Annotated in this window: 16 protein-coding genes, 1 pseudogene and 1 riboswitch; of the genes and pseudogenes, 7 read left to right on the top strand and 10 right to left on the bottom strand. The window is 42.2% G+C overall.

Going from position 1 to position 16,855, the window contains the following annotated elements:
* Positions 1 to 42 precede the first annotated feature (42 nt).
* Both J7E52_RS13760 and J7E52_RS13755 read right to left on the bottom strand, forming a co-directional pair.
* Positions 43 to 306: a DUF2524 family protein gene (locus tag J7E52_RS13760; protein WP_214747314.1), complete on the bottom strand. Its 264-nt coding sequence runs from the start codon at positions 304 to 306 to the stop codon at positions 43 to 45.
* 95 nt (positions 307 to 401) lie between these two features.
* Positions 402 to 908 carry an SMI1/KNR4 family protein gene (locus tag J7E52_RS13755; RefSeq protein ID WP_063234889.1) on the bottom strand — a complete coding sequence of 169 codons (507 nt, stop codon included), beginning with the start codon at positions 906 to 908 and terminating at the stop codon, positions 402 to 404.
* A 168-nt stretch (positions 909 to 1,076) separates the two neighbouring features.
* On the opposite strand from J7E52_RS13755, the gene mnmL reads away from it, so the two are divergent.
* The 3 genes from mnmL to J7E52_RS13740 all read left to right on the top strand — a co-directional run bounded on the left by mnmL (position 1,077) and on the right by J7E52_RS13740 (position 3,136).
* Positions 1,077 to 2,036: a tRNA modification radical SAM protein MnmL/YtqA gene (gene mnmL / locus J7E52_RS13750; RefSeq protein ID WP_214747311.1), complete on the top strand. Its 960-nt coding sequence runs from the start codon at positions 1,077 to 1,079 to the stop codon at positions 2,034 to 2,036.
* Positions 2,033 to 2,605: a tRNA 5-(aminomethyl)-2-thiouridylate-methyltransferase MnmM gene (gene mnmM, locus J7E52_RS13745; RefSeq protein WP_214747308.1), complete on the top strand. Its 573-nt coding sequence runs from the start codon at positions 2,033 to 2,035 to the stop codon at positions 2,603 to 2,605. Before mnmL ends, mnmM begins: the two co-directional genes overlap by 4 nt.
* Before the next feature lie 135 nt (positions 2,606 to 2,740).
* Positions 2,741 to 3,136 (top strand): hypothetical protein, encoded by a 396-nt coding sequence (locus J7E52_RS13740; RefSeq protein WP_214747305.1) that lies wholly within the window; start codon positions 2,741 to 2,743, stop codon positions 3,134 to 3,136.
* Positions 3,137 to 3,203: 67 nt separating this feature from the next.
* Here J7E52_RS13740 and J7E52_RS13735 read toward each other — a convergent pair whose 3' ends face one another.
* A complete protein-coding gene (locus tag J7E52_RS13735; RefSeq protein WP_214747302.1) occupies positions 3,204 to 4,007 on the bottom strand; it encodes an alpha/beta hydrolase in 804 nt (267 codons plus the stop codon).
* A 210-nt stretch (positions 4,008 to 4,217) separates the two neighbouring features.
* Here J7E52_RS13735 and J7E52_RS13730 point away from each other — a divergent pair, with 210 nt between their 5' ends.
* Positions 4,218 to 4,736 (top strand): gamma carbonic anhydrase, encoded by a 519-nt coding sequence (locus J7E52_RS13730; RefSeq protein WP_214747587.1) that lies wholly within the window; start codon positions 4,218 to 4,220, stop codon positions 4,734 to 4,736.
* On the opposite strand, the gene J7E52_RS13725 is transcribed toward J7E52_RS13730, so the two are convergent.
* Together J7E52_RS13725 and metK are read right to left on the bottom strand one after the other, a co-directional pair.
* Positions 4,709 to 5,044 (bottom strand): hypothetical protein, encoded by a 336-nt coding sequence (locus tag J7E52_RS13725; RefSeq protein WP_214747299.1) that lies wholly within the window; start codon positions 5,042 to 5,044, stop codon positions 4,709 to 4,711. The genes J7E52_RS13730 and J7E52_RS13725 overlap by 28 nt on opposite strands.
* 139 nt (positions 5,045 to 5,183) lie before the next feature.
* Positions 5,184 to 6,377: a methionine adenosyltransferase gene (metK, locus tag J7E52_RS13720; RefSeq protein ID WP_214747296.1), complete on the bottom strand. Its 1,194-nt coding sequence runs from the start codon at positions 6,375 to 6,377 to the stop codon at positions 5,184 to 5,186.
* 163 nt (positions 6,378 to 6,540) lie between these two features.
* Positions 6,541 to 6,703: riboswitch (SAM riboswitch) on the bottom strand.
* Positions 6,704 to 7,132: 429 nt separating this feature from the next.
* Here metK and pckA point away from each other — a divergent pair.
* Entirely contained in the window at positions 7,133 to 8,719 is a 1,587-nt protein-coding gene (gene pckA / locus J7E52_RS13715) for a phosphoenolpyruvate carboxykinase (ATP) (RefSeq protein WP_214747293.1), read from the top strand.
* Positions 8,720 to 9,324: 605 nt separating this feature from the next.
* Here the strand turns inward: pckA and J7E52_RS13710 are convergent.
* From J7E52_RS13710 to J7E52_RS13700, 3 genes are read right to left on the bottom strand one after another with little or no spacing between them, the layout of a single operon-like run.
* A complete protein-coding gene (locus tag J7E52_RS13710) occupies positions 9,325 to 10,626 on the bottom strand; it encodes a nucleotide sugar dehydrogenase (RefSeq protein WP_214747290.1) in 1,302 nt (433 codons plus the stop codon).
* A 41-nt stretch (positions 10,627 to 10,667) separates the two neighbouring features.
* Entirely contained in the window at positions 10,668 to 11,984 is a 1,317-nt protein-coding gene (locus tag J7E52_RS13705; RefSeq protein WP_286197746.1) for a glycosyltransferase, read from the bottom strand.
* Positions 11,985 to 12,007: 23 nt separating this feature from the next.
* The gene (locus tag J7E52_RS13700; protein ID WP_396020279.1) at positions 12,008 to 13,213 is read right to left on the bottom strand and encodes a glycosyltransferase family 4 protein; all 1,206 of its coding nucleotides are present in this window, start codon (positions 13,211 to 13,213) and stop codon (positions 12,008 to 12,010) included.
* Between the two features lie 196 nt (positions 13,214 to 13,409).
* On the opposite strand from J7E52_RS13700, the gene wecB reads away from it, so the two are divergent.
* Together wecB and J7E52_RS13685 are read left to right on the top strand one after the other, a co-directional pair.
* Positions 13,410 to 14,546 (top strand): non-hydrolyzing UDP-N-acetylglucosamine 2-epimerase, encoded by a 1,137-nt coding sequence (gene wecB / locus J7E52_RS13695; RefSeq protein ID WP_396020278.1) that lies wholly within the window; start codon positions 13,410 to 13,412, stop codon positions 14,544 to 14,546.
* A 516-nt stretch (positions 14,547 to 15,062) separates the two neighbouring features.
* A complete protein-coding gene (locus J7E52_RS13685) occupies positions 15,063 to 15,452 on the top strand; it encodes a VOC family protein (protein ID WP_309476888.1) in 390 nt (129 codons plus the stop codon).
* 84 nt (positions 15,453 to 15,536) lie between these two features.
* On the opposite strand, the pseudogene J7E52_RS13680 reads toward J7E52_RS13685, so the two are convergent.
* Both J7E52_RS13680 and J7E52_RS13675 read right to left on the bottom strand, forming a co-directional pair.
* A pseudogene (locus J7E52_RS13680) lies at positions 15,537 to 16,306 on the bottom strand (sulfite exporter TauE/SafE family protein).
* A 42-nt stretch (positions 16,307 to 16,348) separates the two neighbouring features.
* Complete coding sequence (locus J7E52_RS13675) at positions 16,349 to 16,813, bottom strand: 2-thiouracil desulfurase family protein (RefSeq protein WP_214747283.1); 465 nt, start codon at positions 16,811 to 16,813, stop codon at positions 16,349 to 16,351.
* Between the last annotated feature and the right edge of the window lie 42 nt (positions 16,814 to 16,855).

Raw genomic sequence — 16,855 nt, 5'->3', positions numbered from 1 at the left:
CAAAAAAAGGGAGCTATGCATTCATAGCTCCCTTGCTTCCATTTAATGTTGCAGTAAAATCATTTCATTCCTCAATTGATTCAACTGCTGCTTCATCCGCGAAAGCATTTCCCGCTGCTGGTCATTCGAACTGGCATACAATCGTTCCATATCCGTCAAAGCCTCTTCGATATACCTTTGCGAATTTTGAAATTGTTCATCATCATAATGCTCCTGCCGTGAAGCCTCGTTAAATTCAAACTCTGCAAAATGGAGAGCCCCTTCACATTGCTCTAAAAAATGATCGACGGATTGTCTGGTTGCCATTTCAAACCCTCTCCTTCGCGTCTCATTTGGATGATTCGGAATCATCTTTTCTAGTTTGAGCAAATAACGGGTGGATTATCATTTTTTTTGAGCAATCAACCTTTATCCCAAAACTTCTCACCTTGATGGGAAATGAACTGCTCGATCCATTCGGCAAAGCCCATATGGAGTTTCTCGCCTTCTTCAAAATCATCGATATGGCCTTTTACCATTAAATACTCCTTATCGCCTTTAGCGACGGCTTCCCCATCGATGACGATATTATCTTGATAAATGCAGGCCACTTTATAGCATCCCTCGTAGGAATTTTCATATGTGTAATTAATAATATCATCCAGGCTGTATAAATCATTTTCCCCGCCCGATTCCACATTATCGAACAGACGGCATCCATTGGTTATTTTTAAAAACTCCTTATAATCCTCGGGCAGAAGCAGTCCGGTTTTCTTTTCAAAGGAATGAATTTGTTCATCCGAAGCAGGTGAATTGAAGGTGCAAGTGGCTTTGTATATGAACCCATCTTCATTTACTTCGATCACCTGATTATTTTCGGCTAATTTCTTTTTCATTTGATTAATCGCTTCTTCAACTTGACCGGTCATGTCCATCAGCTCCCGATTGGATATAGTCATTCAAAGATATACTGGAAATAGCAGCAAAATGTTTAGCCTTCAAGTATACAGTATACGCTTATTTTTCAAAAAAAGACCTAGCTGCGATAATGTTGTATAATATATGTTGCGCTTTATTTTATTTAGGAGGTTGCTGATTTGAATCAAGCAAACCCGTTTATATATGCAACGGATAACAAACGATATCATACATGGAATTACCACCTGAGGGAACATTTTGGACATAAGGTATTTAAAGTTGCCCTGGATGGCGGTTTTGACTGTCCGAACCGTGATGGCACCGTCGCACATGGCGGCTGTACCTTCTGCAGTGCCTCAGGCTCTGGTGACTTTGCTGGCAGCAGGGTTGAACCCCTCGACGTCCAGTTTAAGAAGATCAGCGAACGGATGCATCACAAATGGAAAGATGGAAAATATATGGCCTATTTCCAAGCGTTCACGAATACGCATGCACCCGTGGCAGAGCTTCGCGAGAAATATGAAAGTGTATTGACCCAGGAAGGTGTCGTCGGACTCTCCATTGCTACACGTCCGGATTGCCTTCCGGATGATGTAGTCGAGTATTTAGCGGAATTGAACGAACGCACCTACCTTTGGGTGGAGCTGGGTCTCCAGACGGTTCATGAAAAGACCGCGACGATGATCAACCGTGCTCATGACTTCGATTGCTACAAAGAAGGCGTCGATAAACTGCGGAAACACGGTATCCGCGTATGCTCCCATATCATCAATGGCCTTCCTCAGGAAGATTACGGCATGATGATGGAAACGGCCCTGGAAGTCGCCAAACTCGATGTGCAGGGCATAAAGATCCATTTGCTTCATCTATTAAAAGGAACACCGATGGTCAAACAATATGAAAAAGGTCTTCTCGAGTTTCTTGACCGTGACGATTATGTCAGCCTTGTATGTGACCAGCTGGAAATAATCCCTCCAGAAATGATCGTTCACCGCATTACGGGTGACGGTCCGATCGATTTGATGATCGGTCCAATGTGGAGCGTCAATAAATGGGATGTCTTGAATGCCATTGATGCCGAATTGAAACGCCGCAACAGCTGGCAAGGAAAAAAACATCACATGGAGGTACAGTCATGAAGCTTGACCGAATTTTGCCATTCGCCAGGATTCTTCTGGAAAAAGCGGTCCACCCCGGGGATATCACCATTGATGGCACGATGGGCAACGGTTTTGATACGGCCTTTCTTGCAGGACTTACAGGTGAAAACGGGCATGTCTATAGCTTTGATATTCAGAAAGAAGCGATCCAAACCACAGCTGCGAAACTAAAGGCCGAGAATCTACAAGAGTGCTGCACCCTCATTCACGATGGACATCAACATTTAAGCAAATACATCAGGAAAGAACATTCCGGAAAGGTCACGGGTGCCATTTTCAACCTGGGCTACCTTCCTGGCGGAGACAAATCAATCATCACCCAAGCTGATACGACGATATCAGCCATTGAACAGCTGTTCGAATTGCTGGCGCCTGAAGGCATCATCATCCTCGTCATTTACCATGGTCATCCAGGGGGATCGGAAGAACGGGATGCATTGATGGATTATGTACAGAACTTCCCTCAACAGAAAGCCCATATCCTGAAATACGGGTTCATCAACCAAGCAAACAATCCGCCATTCATTGTCGCAATTGAAAAAAGATGACTTTTGACACCGTTCGATACGAACGGTGTTTTTTCAATCCCAACACGCAGGCAGCAGAATTACCAATCATAACTTTTTGAATTTTGCGTCTATAATGATTATAATTGATAGAAAATAGATAAGAGGGTGCAGAAAATGGAACATTTGCCTACTTCATTACTGACGGATATATTGACTGAAAAAATCAAAAGGGATTCAAGTGAACAATATGGGGATTTTGTCAGCTCGCTTAACTCGTTGACAGAAAACCAAAAAACCATGGAGGACCTCAAACAACTCGACCATCATTTTGATAGGTACCTGCCACAGCTCGATTTAATGATTTCCACCCAAAACCATGAAGCGATCATGAATATGAAAGCAACGCTTTTGGACCTATTCGCCAATGACTTAACCTTCAAATCCATTTATCTTCTATCCACCGCATTATCCAATAAAAAAGAACTTACACACTTGAACCAATTTATGTACCCGGTTACTTTCTGGGCACCGGTGATCAAGTCGAACGAATTGCTTAAAAACGCAGGCTGATTCAAATAAAAAAACTGCCGAAGGTCTAAATTCGGCAGTTTTTCATTTATCCTGAAGTATGTACTGATCAAACTACATACCCTAATATCTTTAAACGGTTTTCAACAAAACTCAGCGCATATTGAAATACATCATCACGCTCTGGTTCATTGAAGATTTCATGATAAAGCTTCGGCCATTCCTTATATTGCTTTTCACTGGCCAAGTTATAATTAAACCACTCACGAACCGCCTTCTTATTCACAATTCGGTCATCTCCGCCCTGCATGACCAAAAGCGGCACATCCTGAAATTCAGGTATTTCTTCAAAAGCATCCTTCATAGCCTGTGCAAGCTCGCGATACCAGCGAATCGAAACCTTTGTGATATATAATGTATCGTTTCTATCGGATTCACGGATTTCCGCACTTCTCGTCGCCATTTCAGGTGTCAATCCGGATTCAACCCTGAACTTAGGCATCACGATGTTCAAACCATGCGAGATGGTTGTCAGGAACTTCGGCGGCTTCGTCACGAGGCCCAAGCATGGAGAAGAAAGAATCACCCCTGCAATGTCCCATTCCTCTTCCTGAAGAAGGCGTATCGAAATCAAACCGCCCATGCTGTGTCCAAGTAAAAAGACCGGCAACGAATATTCGTAAGCCTCTTCTATCCAGCTTTTCACTTCGTCCAAATACTCATCAAAGGAATCGATATGTCCCCGGTAGGCGCGAGTTGTCATACCCTGCCCAGGAAGGTCGCCCATGACGACATGGTATCCAGCTGAAAGCCACATTTGTGTTAACCACTTATAACGTCCGTGATGTTCCATTGCCCCATGAATGATGACAATGACGCCCTTTGCGTCTCCTTCTGTCTCCCATTTCCACATTCGAAATCCCCCTTTCACTTTTCACTTGTTGTGTACGATCCATCATAGTTAAAATAATATATATAAATTATAACCATATTCGTGTTTTTCGACAAAAAAGAAATCTAACAAGTTGTACATTGCTATTATAAATAGCCAAGTGTATTTGCATACGGTATATTAAAATAATACATAAAAACATTCACTTCGGAAAGGAAATGATTGAAAATGATTATTTATCCGTATAAAGGCAAAGAACCTGAAATCGCCGAAAGCGCTTATATTGCTGAAAATGCTGTCGTGACAGGTGATGTCAAAATTGGTGACGAAACATCAATTTGGTTCAATTCCGTCATTCGCGGTGATGTATCTCCAACCATCATCGGGAAAAAAGTCAGTATACAGGATAACAGCGTCCTGCACCAAAGCCCAAATAATCCATTGATCATCGAGGATGAAGTAACCATTGGCCATCAGGTCATTTTACATAGCTGTAAAATCCGTAAAGGAGCTCTGATCGGCATGGGATCGATTGTACTTGATGAAGCCGAAATCGGCGAAGGGGCCTTCATCGGTGCCGGAAGTCTCGTTCCCCAAGGTAAAATCATTCCACCGAACATGCTGGCATTCGGACGCCCAGCTAAAGTCATTCGCGAAATCAACGAAGAAGATCGCCAGGATATGGAACGCATCGTTCGCGAATATGCCGAAAAAGGACAATACTATAAAACGGCGGAACGATTAAAGTGAATTGACCGAAAGTTACGAGTATTGTACTCAAACTCACGAGTAAATGCTCCAAATTCGCGAGTAAATGCTCCAAATTCACGAGTAATTGCTCCAAACTCACGAGTAATTGCTCCAAATTCACGAGTAATTGCTCCAAACTCACGAGTAATTGCTCCAAATTCACGAGTAAGTGCTCCAAACTCACGAGTAAACTGCTCTAACTCACGAGTAAACTGCTCTAACTCACGAGTAAACTGCTCTAACTCACGAGTAAACGCTCTAAACTCACGAGTAAATGCTCCAAACTCACGAGTAGATGAACCAAACAAACTTTTAAACGACCTTAACTCACGAGTTTTGCACGTATTTTATATTTCTTTGCGATTTCTTGAATTATTCCCGCTGACGGCAAAATTAATCCGCAAAAAAAGGTGCCCCGCTAATTGCGGGACACCTTTTTTATATGAATTACGCTTGTGCTTTTAATGTTTCTGCTTTGTCCGTGCGTTCCCATGGAAGATCGACATCTGTACGGCCAAAGTGTCCGTAGGCAGCTGTTTGTTTGTAGATCGGGCGACGAAGGTCAAGCATTTTGATGATGCCAGCTGGACGAAGGTCGAAGTTGGCGCGAACTAGGTCAACAAGGACTTCTTCGCTAACTGTACCAGTTCCGAACGTATCAATTGAAATTGATACAGGCTCTGCCACACCAATTGCATATGCCAATTGAACTTCCGCTTTGTCGGCAAGGCCGGCTGCCACGATGTTTTTCGCAACGTAACGAGCAGCGTATGCAGCAGAACGGTCAACTTTAGTTGCATCCTTACCAGAGAATGCACCGCCGCCATGACGAGCGTATCCGCCGTAAGTATCAACGATGATTTTACGTCCAGTAAGACCAGCATCCCCTTGAGGTCCGCCAATTACGAAACGGCCAGTCGGGTTGATGAAGTATTTAGTTTGAGCATCGATCAATTCAGCTGGAACGACTGCTTTGATCACATGTTCTTTTAGATCGGCTTGAATTTGTTCAAGTGTAATTTCTGCATCATGCTGTGTAGAGATAACGATCGTATCTACACGTACAGGACGGTTATTCTCATCATATTCCACGGTTACCTGTGTTTTACCATCAGGGCGTAGGTAAGCAAGAGTTTCATCTTTACGAACTTGAGCCAAGCGGAATGAAAGTTTATGCGCCAATGAAATCGGAAGCGGCATAAGCTCTTTTGTTTCATTACAAGCAAATCCGAACATAAGACCTTGGTCCCCTGCACCGATTGCATCGATTTCTTCCTCTGACATGTTTCCTTCACGAGCTTCCAATGCTTTATCGACACCAGCTGCGATATCGGCAGACTGCTCATCAATGGAACTCAACACGGCACAAGTTTCAGCATCGAAACCGTATTTCGCACGTGTGTAGCCAATTCCTTTAATCGTATCACGAACGATACGCGGAATATCCACGTAAGCGGACGTTGTAATTTCACCTGCAACAAGTACAAGACCTGTTGTTACACTAGTTTCACACGCAACACGTGCATTTGCATCCTTAGCAAGGATAGCATCTAAAATGGAATCTGAAATCTGATCACAAATTTTGTCCGGATGGCCCTCTGTAACAGATTCAGAAGTAAATAGACGTTTCTTTGACATCATATTTCCTCCTTGGAAGTTAGTATGTTGTAGGCATAAGCCTGATTTTTACGGAACTCGTTTCCCTCATTAGTTTCAACTATAGACACAGAATTACTTATAAAAAACACAAAAACCTTCCCTGGCAAATGAGGAAAGGTTTAAAATTCTGTCTTCTATCCTTTCACTCTTATCGTTCAAGGGTTTTTTACCTTGCTCAGGTTAGCACCATCACCACTATTCCTTGAAGACCTTCGCTTTATTTTCGGCGATCGATCTTTGAGTCAAGTTCAATATGGCAGGTTGCTGGGTTTCAAAGGGCCTGTCCCTCCACCAACTCGGGATAAGAGAATCCGTACAATTTAAGATAATATCGTATCTGGTTGGAATTTGTCAATGCTTTTCTAAAAAGAACATTTCCACCCAGAATGGCGTTCATATGAAAAACATGTTGATACAGCGCCCTAGAAGGGTTTACAAAGCAAAATACGAATAGAAATGTTGAAAATTGCCATTAATAATAAAGTATTGAGCATACGAAAAAGAACGGAATCCTGACTTCAACATTGGAAATATATTGCTTACTTACTTCCTATTAAAATAAAATTGACTTTATTAAAGTATATGCGGTAATCCTAACTCGGTTCCTGCCGGAATAAAATGATTAACGCGACCAGCTGAAAATAATCACAAATCAGAAGAAATAGTATAGACTATTTAAATGAATGTGTTATACTAATTATAATCTAAAAACTTAAACAAAGGAAGGTACCTCATATATGAATTCTGTAGATGTTTCTAATGAGTTACACCAGTTATTAACAGGAAACAATGTGCAAACTCAACTTTCAGTTCCTCAATTGGTCGAAAAAGTATTAAGCAGAAATGAAGGCGTTTTAACATCAACCGGCGCAGTAAAAGCTGAAACTGGCAAATATACTGGTCGTTCACCTAAAGATAAATTTATTGTGGAAGAAGCATCCGTTAAAGATAAAGTCGACTGGGGTTCAGTGAACCAGCCAATTTCCGAAGATGTGTTCAATAAACTATATAATAAAGTAGTTGACTACCTAAAAGCAAAAGAAGAGATTTTTGTTTTTAAAGGTTTCGCTGGTGCAGACGAATCATCTCGTCTTCCAATCCGTGTTGTTAATGAATATGCTTGGCATAACCTTTTTGCCCATACTTTGTTCATCCGTCCAAACGAAGAGGAACTAAGAGGTCACGAAGCTGAATTCACAATCCTTTCTGCACCTAACTTCAAAGCGGACCCAGAAGTGGACGGAACCACTTCCGAAACGTTCATCATCGTTTCATTTGAACGCCGTACCATCCTGATCGGCGGAACGGAATATGCAGGAGAAATGAAAAAATCGATCTTCTCGATCATGAACTACTTACTTCCAGAGGCTGGAATCCTTCCAATGCATTGCTCTGCTAACGTAGGACGTGAAGGGGACGTCGCTTTATTCTTCGGACTGTCCGGTACAGGCAAAACAACTTTATCAGCAGACACTAGCCGTAAACTGATTGGCGATGACGAGCACGGTTGGTCTTCTAACGGCGTATTCAACATCGAAGGCGGCTGCTATGCGAAAACGATCAACCTTTCACGTGAAAAAGAACCACAAATTTTCGATGCGATCCGTTTCGGGGCCGTATTGGAAAATGTTGTTGTTGATCCGGATACACGTGAAGCAAACTATGATGACAGTTCATTGACTGAAAACACTCGTGCTGCTTACCAAATGCAAGCGATCGATAACATCGTAAACCCAAGTATTGCAGGACACCCAAATACAATCATTTTCTTAACAGCTGATGCTTCAGGCGTTCTGCCTCCAATCAGCAAGCTTTCCAAAGAACAGGCAATGTTCCACTTCCTAAGCGGATACACTAGTAAATTGGCTGGTACTGAAAGAGGCGTAACTTCACCGGAAGCTACATTCTCCACTTGCTTTGGTTCACCATTCTTACCACTTCCAGCTACACGCTATGCTGAGATGCTTGGTGATAAAATTGACGAGCACAATGCAAAGGTATACCTGGTCAACACTGGATGGACTGGGGGAGCATACGGAACTGGAAGCCGTATGAAACTTGCTTACACTCGTGCAATGGTACAAGCGGCACTTGAAGGTGAATTAGCGAACATCGAAACGATCAAAGATGATATCTTCGGTTTGGATATCCCGCTTCATGTTCCTGGTGTTCCTGATGAAGTGCTTCAACCAATCAAGACTTGGGCAGATCCTGCCGCTTATAAAGAAGCAGCAACGGACCTTGCCGCACAATTCCGTGCAAACTTCAAGAAATTCAAAAGCGTTCCAAGTGAAATCGAAGAACTTGGCGGACCGACAGCATAATAAATTGTACAGAAAAGGACCAAGCTCTTGCTTGGTCCTTTCAGTTTGTCGACAAAAGCTCGTTCAAAAGAATGTGAACGGTCGAATATTGTACAGGTAGGTCGAATAAATGCATGAACGGTCGAATATAGTGCGGTCTAGGTCGAATAACTACGTGGACGGCCGAATATAGTGCGGTCTAGGTCGAATAACTACGTGGACGGCCGAATATAGTGCGGTCTAGGTCGAATAACTACGTGGACGGCCGAATATAGTGCGGTCTAGGTCGAATAAAGTGTCGCCTAGGTCGAATAACGGCGGCAACGGTCGAATAACGGCGGCAACGGTTGATTAAAGTGTCGCCTAGGTCGAATAACAGCGTCACCGGCCGAATAACTGGCTAGCCAAGCCCTCGCCATTGGGGCGGGGCTTGGCTAAAAGGGAGCGGATTTCTGAGACCACCTGAAACGTTTGTACAGGATGAAAGGACCAAGCTCTTGCTTGGTCCTCTTCTTCATTGACTTTCTGCCCTCCGTCCCTTCTGCCAGATGATGATATTCAAATAGGGCACTGTCATAGTCAGTGCCCTTTAATCCTTATTCCATTATCGATGTTTGTCCAAATTTTTAGATGATTGCTTTATTCCTGGCTTTTTTCATGGACATCGTTTTGTATTGATATATATTGCCCAAGTTGGCCACCGGGACATCTGTTTTAGTTGCATCAATGCAATTGCGTGTATCCAAAATCAATTTATTTCTCATGAGATTTGATAGATTATCATAATCCATCTGTTTAAATTCATCATGGTCGGTCAGGACAAGTATCAAGTCAGCATCATTTACAGCGTCTTCCACTGATACGACTGGCATCTTTCCGGATTGTACATGCGGATCATGCAAGGATACATCCATGTTTTCCATCCCCATCAAGATATTGACGACATCAATGGCAGGACTTTCGCGAATATCATCTACATTTCCTTTGTATGCAAGACCGAAAACAGCTACTTTTGGCTTCCGGATCCCCTCTAGCATCATCCTTACGGAATTAACGATGTAATAAGGCATCGATACGTTGGTATCACGGGCCAATTTAATGATTCTCGCTTGCTCAGGTGCCTTTGCAACGACGAAATACGGATCGACCGCTAAACAATGGCCGCCAACTCCAGGTCCTGGTTGGTGAATATTGACACGAGGGTGTTTGTTTGCCATCGATATGACATCCAAAACATTGATATCGAGCTCGAAGCAGACTTTCGTCAGCTCATTCGCAAGGGCTATATTGACATCCCTGAAGGTGTTTTCCATCAGTTTGGACATTTCAGCCGTTTTCGCATCCGTCTGAATGATCTCTCCTTGAACGAAGGTTTTATAAACAAGACTTCCTTTATATGAGCATGTTTCCGTGATGCCTCCGACGATACGGTTATTATGAACCAACTCTTCAAGAATCCTTCCAGGTAAAACACGTTCAGGACAATGAACGAGGAAAATGTCTTTTCCGATGGTAAGGCCCGTCCTCTCGATCATCGGTCTAATATGATCATCCATGCTTCTTGGCGCAATCGTCGATTCGATAATGATGACATTCCCTTTTTTGATAAAAGGAAGAATGTTGGAGGTTGCATCCATGACATGAGTTAAATCACATGATTGATGCATGTCCTTTTTATTTGGAGTGGGAACTGCGATAATGAAAACATCCGCATGTTCCGGGCTTAACGCAGCTCGGAACTTATTGGAGGTGAGCACTTCCTGCAATACCTCTTCCAATCCAGGTTCTTCGATATGGAGCCTGCCGCTATTCAAATTGGAAATAATCTCAGGATGGATATCCACGCCGACAACATCGACACCGTGTTTCGCAAACATTAAAGAGGTCGGAAGTCCTATATAACCAAGTCCGATTGTACAAAGTTTCATATAAACCACTCCTATCTATTTTTCTGCTACACTCAAATTTGTTAGGCTGTTTGATAGATTTCGATAAATATTTCCTTCTCTTGTTTCCAATTGTATTTTTGCCGGGCCTTCAGGCAGTTATTGCTCATTTCCGCCCTTTTTTCAGGATGTTTCAATAAGTAATTGACGCCTTCGGCAATAGATTTTGGATCATGTGAATCGACACACACTCCGATTTTTTCCGTATCGACAACCTTTTGAATTTCAGGAAAGCTGCAGGCAACCACAGGCACACCGCTCATCATGTATTCAAACAATTTATTTGAAGATGCGGAGTAGTGATTAAAGCAGACATTATTCAATATCTGAAAACCTAAATACGCATTTTTTGTATAATGGAGCAGTTCGTCGACCGGAACCTTCGGCAGGAACTTCACACGATGCTCCAGATTCATGTCACTTACTTTTTTCATTAAATCATCCTTGATTCTTCCATCTCCGATAAAAACTACCGTCCCGCCCTCGATCATCGGTACAGCATCGACCAATTGCTCTAACCCTCTTCCCATTTGAACGCCGCCTTGGTATAACAAAATCGGTTCATTCTCTGGCAAATCGAGCAGCTCATGCAAATTCACGGCCGTGCTTTCCTCCGGATTGGTTGGAATCGGGTAATTATGGACCACCTTGGGATACAGACCATATAAGTCTTCGTTATACTTAGCTCTCGTATGGTTTTCGGCAATCATTTCATCAACGAACATTAATAGGAATTTCTCCATCATCCCGTAAATTCGGCTATTATATCCCGTTCTGCTCGTTTGTACCTCATGCGAGTCATAAATAAGCTTTTTTCTTCTCAACCATTTACTGCTGATCGCTCCCTGCATGAGCGTATTCAAGTCGTTCGAATGGTAAAAATCATATTTCCTTTTCCGGCCATGATAGATCATTTGACCAAAAATGTAGCTCCTTGTTAATAGTGTCGGCAGCTTCGTTTTAGTGATGATCACAGTGCCCATCGCAAGGAGTGCAAGGGAACCGAACAGTATTGCCGATCCCAACCAGCCGTTGATCAAGTTCAAGTTCCACAACGTATTCCAGACCAATAAGGCCAATAGAACGATTTCAAACTTCTTTTTCTTCAATTTGCCTACGATCCTGAGAATCCTATGAAGCGCCTCCCAGCGGTTATTCACCCTAGTGACAGAGAAACCATTTTGGTGTTTCTCCTTTTTGGGCAGATCCTTGATTTTCCAGTTATGAATGGCAATTAAATCGACTTCATAACCCGCTTCAGTAAGTGCTGTGCATTCTCTTAGAACCCTCGCATCGTTTGTAAAGTGATTCCACACGAACATACATACTTTCTTCGCCATGTTGTCCTCCACTTCCGGATTTTTCAGCCTGACGCTTCCATCACATTGATGAGACCTTTAATATTTTTAGACCATTGAAAATGTTGTTTAGCATACCGATAACCATTTTCCCCCAGTTCTTCACGAAGAGCTGGATCAGAGGCCATGGTCAAAATATGCTGACAGATTTCATCAACATTCCTGCTCTCTGCCACCAGCCCGCATTTCGCCTCTAAGAGCATCTTCTTGGCCCTGCCGTCCACATCACCGACAATCGGTTTTCCGACACACATATAATCGATGATTTTACCAGGCAGCACCTTATTGAAGACTTCTTTTTCAACCAAGCTCACATAGGCAATATGGGACGTTGAAACTTCATGAAGAGTCACTCTTCGATTCATCGCATTAATCATCTTAATATTAGTCAGCCCTCTAGCGCTTATCTCCTTCTCCACTTCGGATGTCCGATATCCATATCCAATCATCGAGAACTCGATTTGTTTATGTTCCCTTAGCTTTTCTGCTACGGCTATCAGTTTTTTCAAGTCCTGGGCCAGTCCGATATTCCCCGCATAAACGACCTTGATTACATTTTCCGATACGGGTGTAAGCAAGTTCTTTAACGTCAGCTCATCCGCAGTAAGCGAATTAGGGATGAATTGGATGGCCTCTTCCTTGACTCCCTTTGCAACGATATAATCCCTGAAACCAGGACTATTGATGATAATAAAATCTGAATGCTGATATAGCTTCCTTTCCAGGAAGAAAGCGATTTTCAAAACCCACTTATTATTAAATACTCCTACTCCTATCAACGATTCCGGCCATAAATCCCTGACATCGGTAATGAGTTTCGCCTTCATCTTTTTCTTGGCGATCAACGCCGCCAATGTCGGGAAGATAGGCGGAGTCGTGGCAAACACGTAATCATATTTTTTTTCGAGACGGATGATTGTATAAATGAAAAGCCACATCGCTTCAAGATAATGAAGCAACCGCTTCCCCATATTGCTTGTATACCTCTTCACCTTGTCCGGTTTAATCCTGATGACATCTTCTTCAATGCTTTCTTCATCCCAAAACTTTGTATCTTGATATAAACTTTGATTAGGATAACTCGGCTTCAATGTGATGACCGTTACCTCAAATCCGTTTCTTTTCAAATGGAGATATATGTTTTTCATTCTATTTCCCGCACTTCCGATTTCCGGATAAAAGTTTTGCACGATCATCAGGACGCTTTTCATATTCGCCTATCACCTCTATTCTGCTTTGCTTTACTTCCTGCTTTATATTGTAAATGCCAAATATTAACTGAAGGTTAAAGAAATATAAAGTCCTCATTAATATTGTAAAAATTCTGTTAATTATTGTTTCATTTTTATATTTCCCATGAACTTCCCGTTATAATGGGGGAGACATTCAAAAGGGGAGGAAATGAGCATGCCTAAACAACGTATAAAGGTCATGACCGTATTTGGTACAAGACCAGAGGCTATCAAAATGGCACCAGTCGTTTTGGAACTGAAAAAGTATCAAGAAGAAATAGAAACCATCGTGGTGGTCACCGCCCAGCATAGGGAAATGCTCGACCAAGTCTTGCAATGTTTTCAAATAAAGCCAGATCACGATTTGGATATGATGAAGGATAGACAAACATTAGAAGAGATTACAACTCGAGGGCTCGAAAAATTGAGTTCGCTCATGAAAGATATAAAACCGGATATCGTCCTCGTACATGGGGATACAACGACAACTTTCATCGCAAGCTTGGCCGCTTTCTATAATAAGATACAGATTGGTCACGTTGAAGCTGGTCTCCGTACCTGGAATAAGCTTTCACCGTTCCCTGAAGAAATGAATCGACAGTTGACCGGAGTCCTGGCTGACTTGCACTTTGCGCCTACCAAGAGGGCTGCGGAAAATCTTCTATCGGAAAATAAAAACAATGATTATATCCATATTACCGGCAACACTGTCATCGATGCCTTGAAAACAACGATACAAAAAGACTACATGCATCCGATCCTCTCAGGATTGAATGGTGATAAAATGCTATTAATGACCGTACACCGCCGTGAAAATATCGGAAAACCCATGGAAGGAATATTCCGTTCGGTGAAACGGCTACTTGATGAACACGGGGATATCCAAGTTGTTTTCCCCATTCATAAAAACCCAGTCGTTCGTGAAATCGCTCATGAGATTTTCAACGATAATGATAGACTGCATATAATCGAACCTTTAGAAGTGATTGATTTCCATAATTTTGCGGCGCGATCACATCTTATCCTGACAGATTCCGGAGGGGTACAGGAAGAAGCCCCATCGCTAGGCGTTCCCGTACTAGTGCTGCGCGATACGACAGAGCGTCCGGAGGGAATCGACGCTGGCACTCTCTTATTGGCAGGAATTGAAGAAGATCGAATTTACCAATTGACTAATAATCTGCTTACAAGTGAAGAGGCCTATAGAAAAATGGCGACAGCTTCCAACCCATATGGAGATGGATTTGCTTCACAGCGCATAGTTGAAATTCTATTGAAGCATTGCGGAATGAAATCCCCCCTTCCATTATGAAAAAAATAAAATAATGAAAAAAGCCTGTCACGTGAGCGGCAGGCTTTTTTTTATTAAACGCTGAATTCGCGCCAGATTAAAGCAATGAGTACATAACTAATACTAATTTAATTTGAAAATGTTAGATACATATGTGATAGTTTGGGTAAATCATAGTTTCATTGAAGTCAATCGTATTAGATTGAAAACTTTACATTGCTTGGAGTTGTTTAAATGTTCGGGAAAGATCCTAAGTGTGGTAAAGAAATTAAGGGGGACGAAGTCGTTCTTATGAAAATGCGTTATCCGAAGCGTAAAGGGATGACTGAAAAAAAAAGGCATATTTAAAAAATGAAGGAAGTTTCATCTGCGAAGCTTGTTTTGATAAGAAACAAAACCAATAGATTATTTCAATTTTTTTGATGGGAAACTAACATGATTTCACAATCGAAAATGCAGCTAAGCCCCAGTGAATATAAAGGAGGATAAGATCTCACTGTCGAATTGATAGTCATGACACGAAACAGGAGGATTAGTATGAAGAATCAAATTACCCCCTATTTAATCTTCGATGGACAAGCAAATGACGCATTAGCCTTTTATGCAGAGGTATTTCATGCAGAGATAACCGAACTGCAAACTTACGGGGAAGCTGATTTCCCAACACCTGAAGAAGCGAATGGCCTTGTTTTGCATGCCAAAATCAAAAAAGGCGATATGTTGATCATGGTATCTGATACGTTTCCAGGCAATCCCCTTGAAGTCGGGAATAATGTTGCGTTGGTCCTCGAATGTGAAAGCGACTCGGAAATCCAGCATTTATATGATGTTATGTGTGATAAAGGAATATCGTTAATGGAACTGCAAGATACCTTTTGGGGAGCTAAGTATAGGTCAAGGATCAATTTGGCGTCCACTGGAACTTGAATTTCACAAAATGAATATAAAAAATGACCGAAAATACGATTTGTATCCGGCCATTTCATAGGAATTTTTCGCGGAAACCATCCATCAAAAAAGATGAAAATAATTAAGGGCATTTTTTCCAATCAATAAAATCGTGACGCAAATGAATAATATACGTACATATGAAGCACCTTTCTTAATTGAAAGTTCGTTCCTACCAATGCTCCTGCGACCATTGCAAGCCCCATCGGGATTCCATAGGCAAAATTGACGGTCCCCATAAATAAGAAAATGATAAGTGCGGCAATATTGCTTCCAAAATTCAATATTCTTGCATTCCCGGCAGCCCGGACAAAATCAAACCCAATGATCAAAAATGAAAATAATAAAAAGGACCCTGTGCCTGGTCCAAGAAAACCATCATAAAAACCAATCGCAAATATTATGACAATCAAAAGAATCATTTTCTTCCTTTTCAGCCCTTTATACTTTGCATCTTTACCCCAATCCTTTTTTACCAATGTATAAATCGCGACAATGACCAGCAAGATCAAAATAAGGGGCTTCAGAATCTCTGCGGAAACGAAATGTACTACGTATGCTCCTAACGCCGCTCCAATCACAGTGATCGGAAACAGCTTGATGACGAATATGAAATCCACCTTTCCAGCCCGAATGAATGAAATCGTACTCGTTAAAGATCCCATTGTACCCGCCAGCTTGTTAGTGGCAAGTGCCGCTGAAGGCGAAATCCTCGTGAACAATAAAGCCGGAATGGAAATTAAACCGCCCCCTCCCACGACGGAATCGATGAATGCGGCAATAAAACCCGCAAGTACTAAAAATAGCAAAGTATAGAGATTGATATCCTCCATGTATTCCCCTTCTTTCAAAAGCACAATCTAAAAAGCCATTACTCATTTTTCATTTAGATGATTGAATAGCCTTTCCTCTGAAATGACCGTGAACCCATGGCGCCTAAGCAAAGCCGCGGTCACTCCATTCCCGACCTTCTTCTCCCCCTTGAATTCCCCATTATATATCGTGGAACTTCCACAGGATGGACTATTTTCTTTTAAAACGACTATCGTGGCCCCTACCTCCTGGGCCTTCAATAACGTAAGATTGGCTCCCTTTATGTACAATTCCGTTACATCCCGGCCCGACTTTTCGATGATCTTCGCTTTTCCATCAAGGACATCTCCACCTTCACCGCCAACTATCTCAGCAGGTTCCCTCGGTGTCGAAAAACCGCCAAGCAACTCAGGACAAACCGCTACAGCCTTTTTCTCCCTCATTAATTCCATAATTCTATCATCCAAGCTGTGGGTACCATTGTACCTCACCTCAAGACCCGCTAAACAAGAACTCACCAAAATCATCAAATCACCCCACCTCATGCGCTTTACACCATTTTACCACGT

The organism is Bacillus sp. ISL-34 (assembly GCF_018613325.1).
Taxonomy (GTDB): Bacteria; Bacillota; Bacilli; order Bacillales; family DSM-1321; genus Peribacillus.
This window is presented reverse-complemented; position numbering and strand designations above follow the sequence as displayed.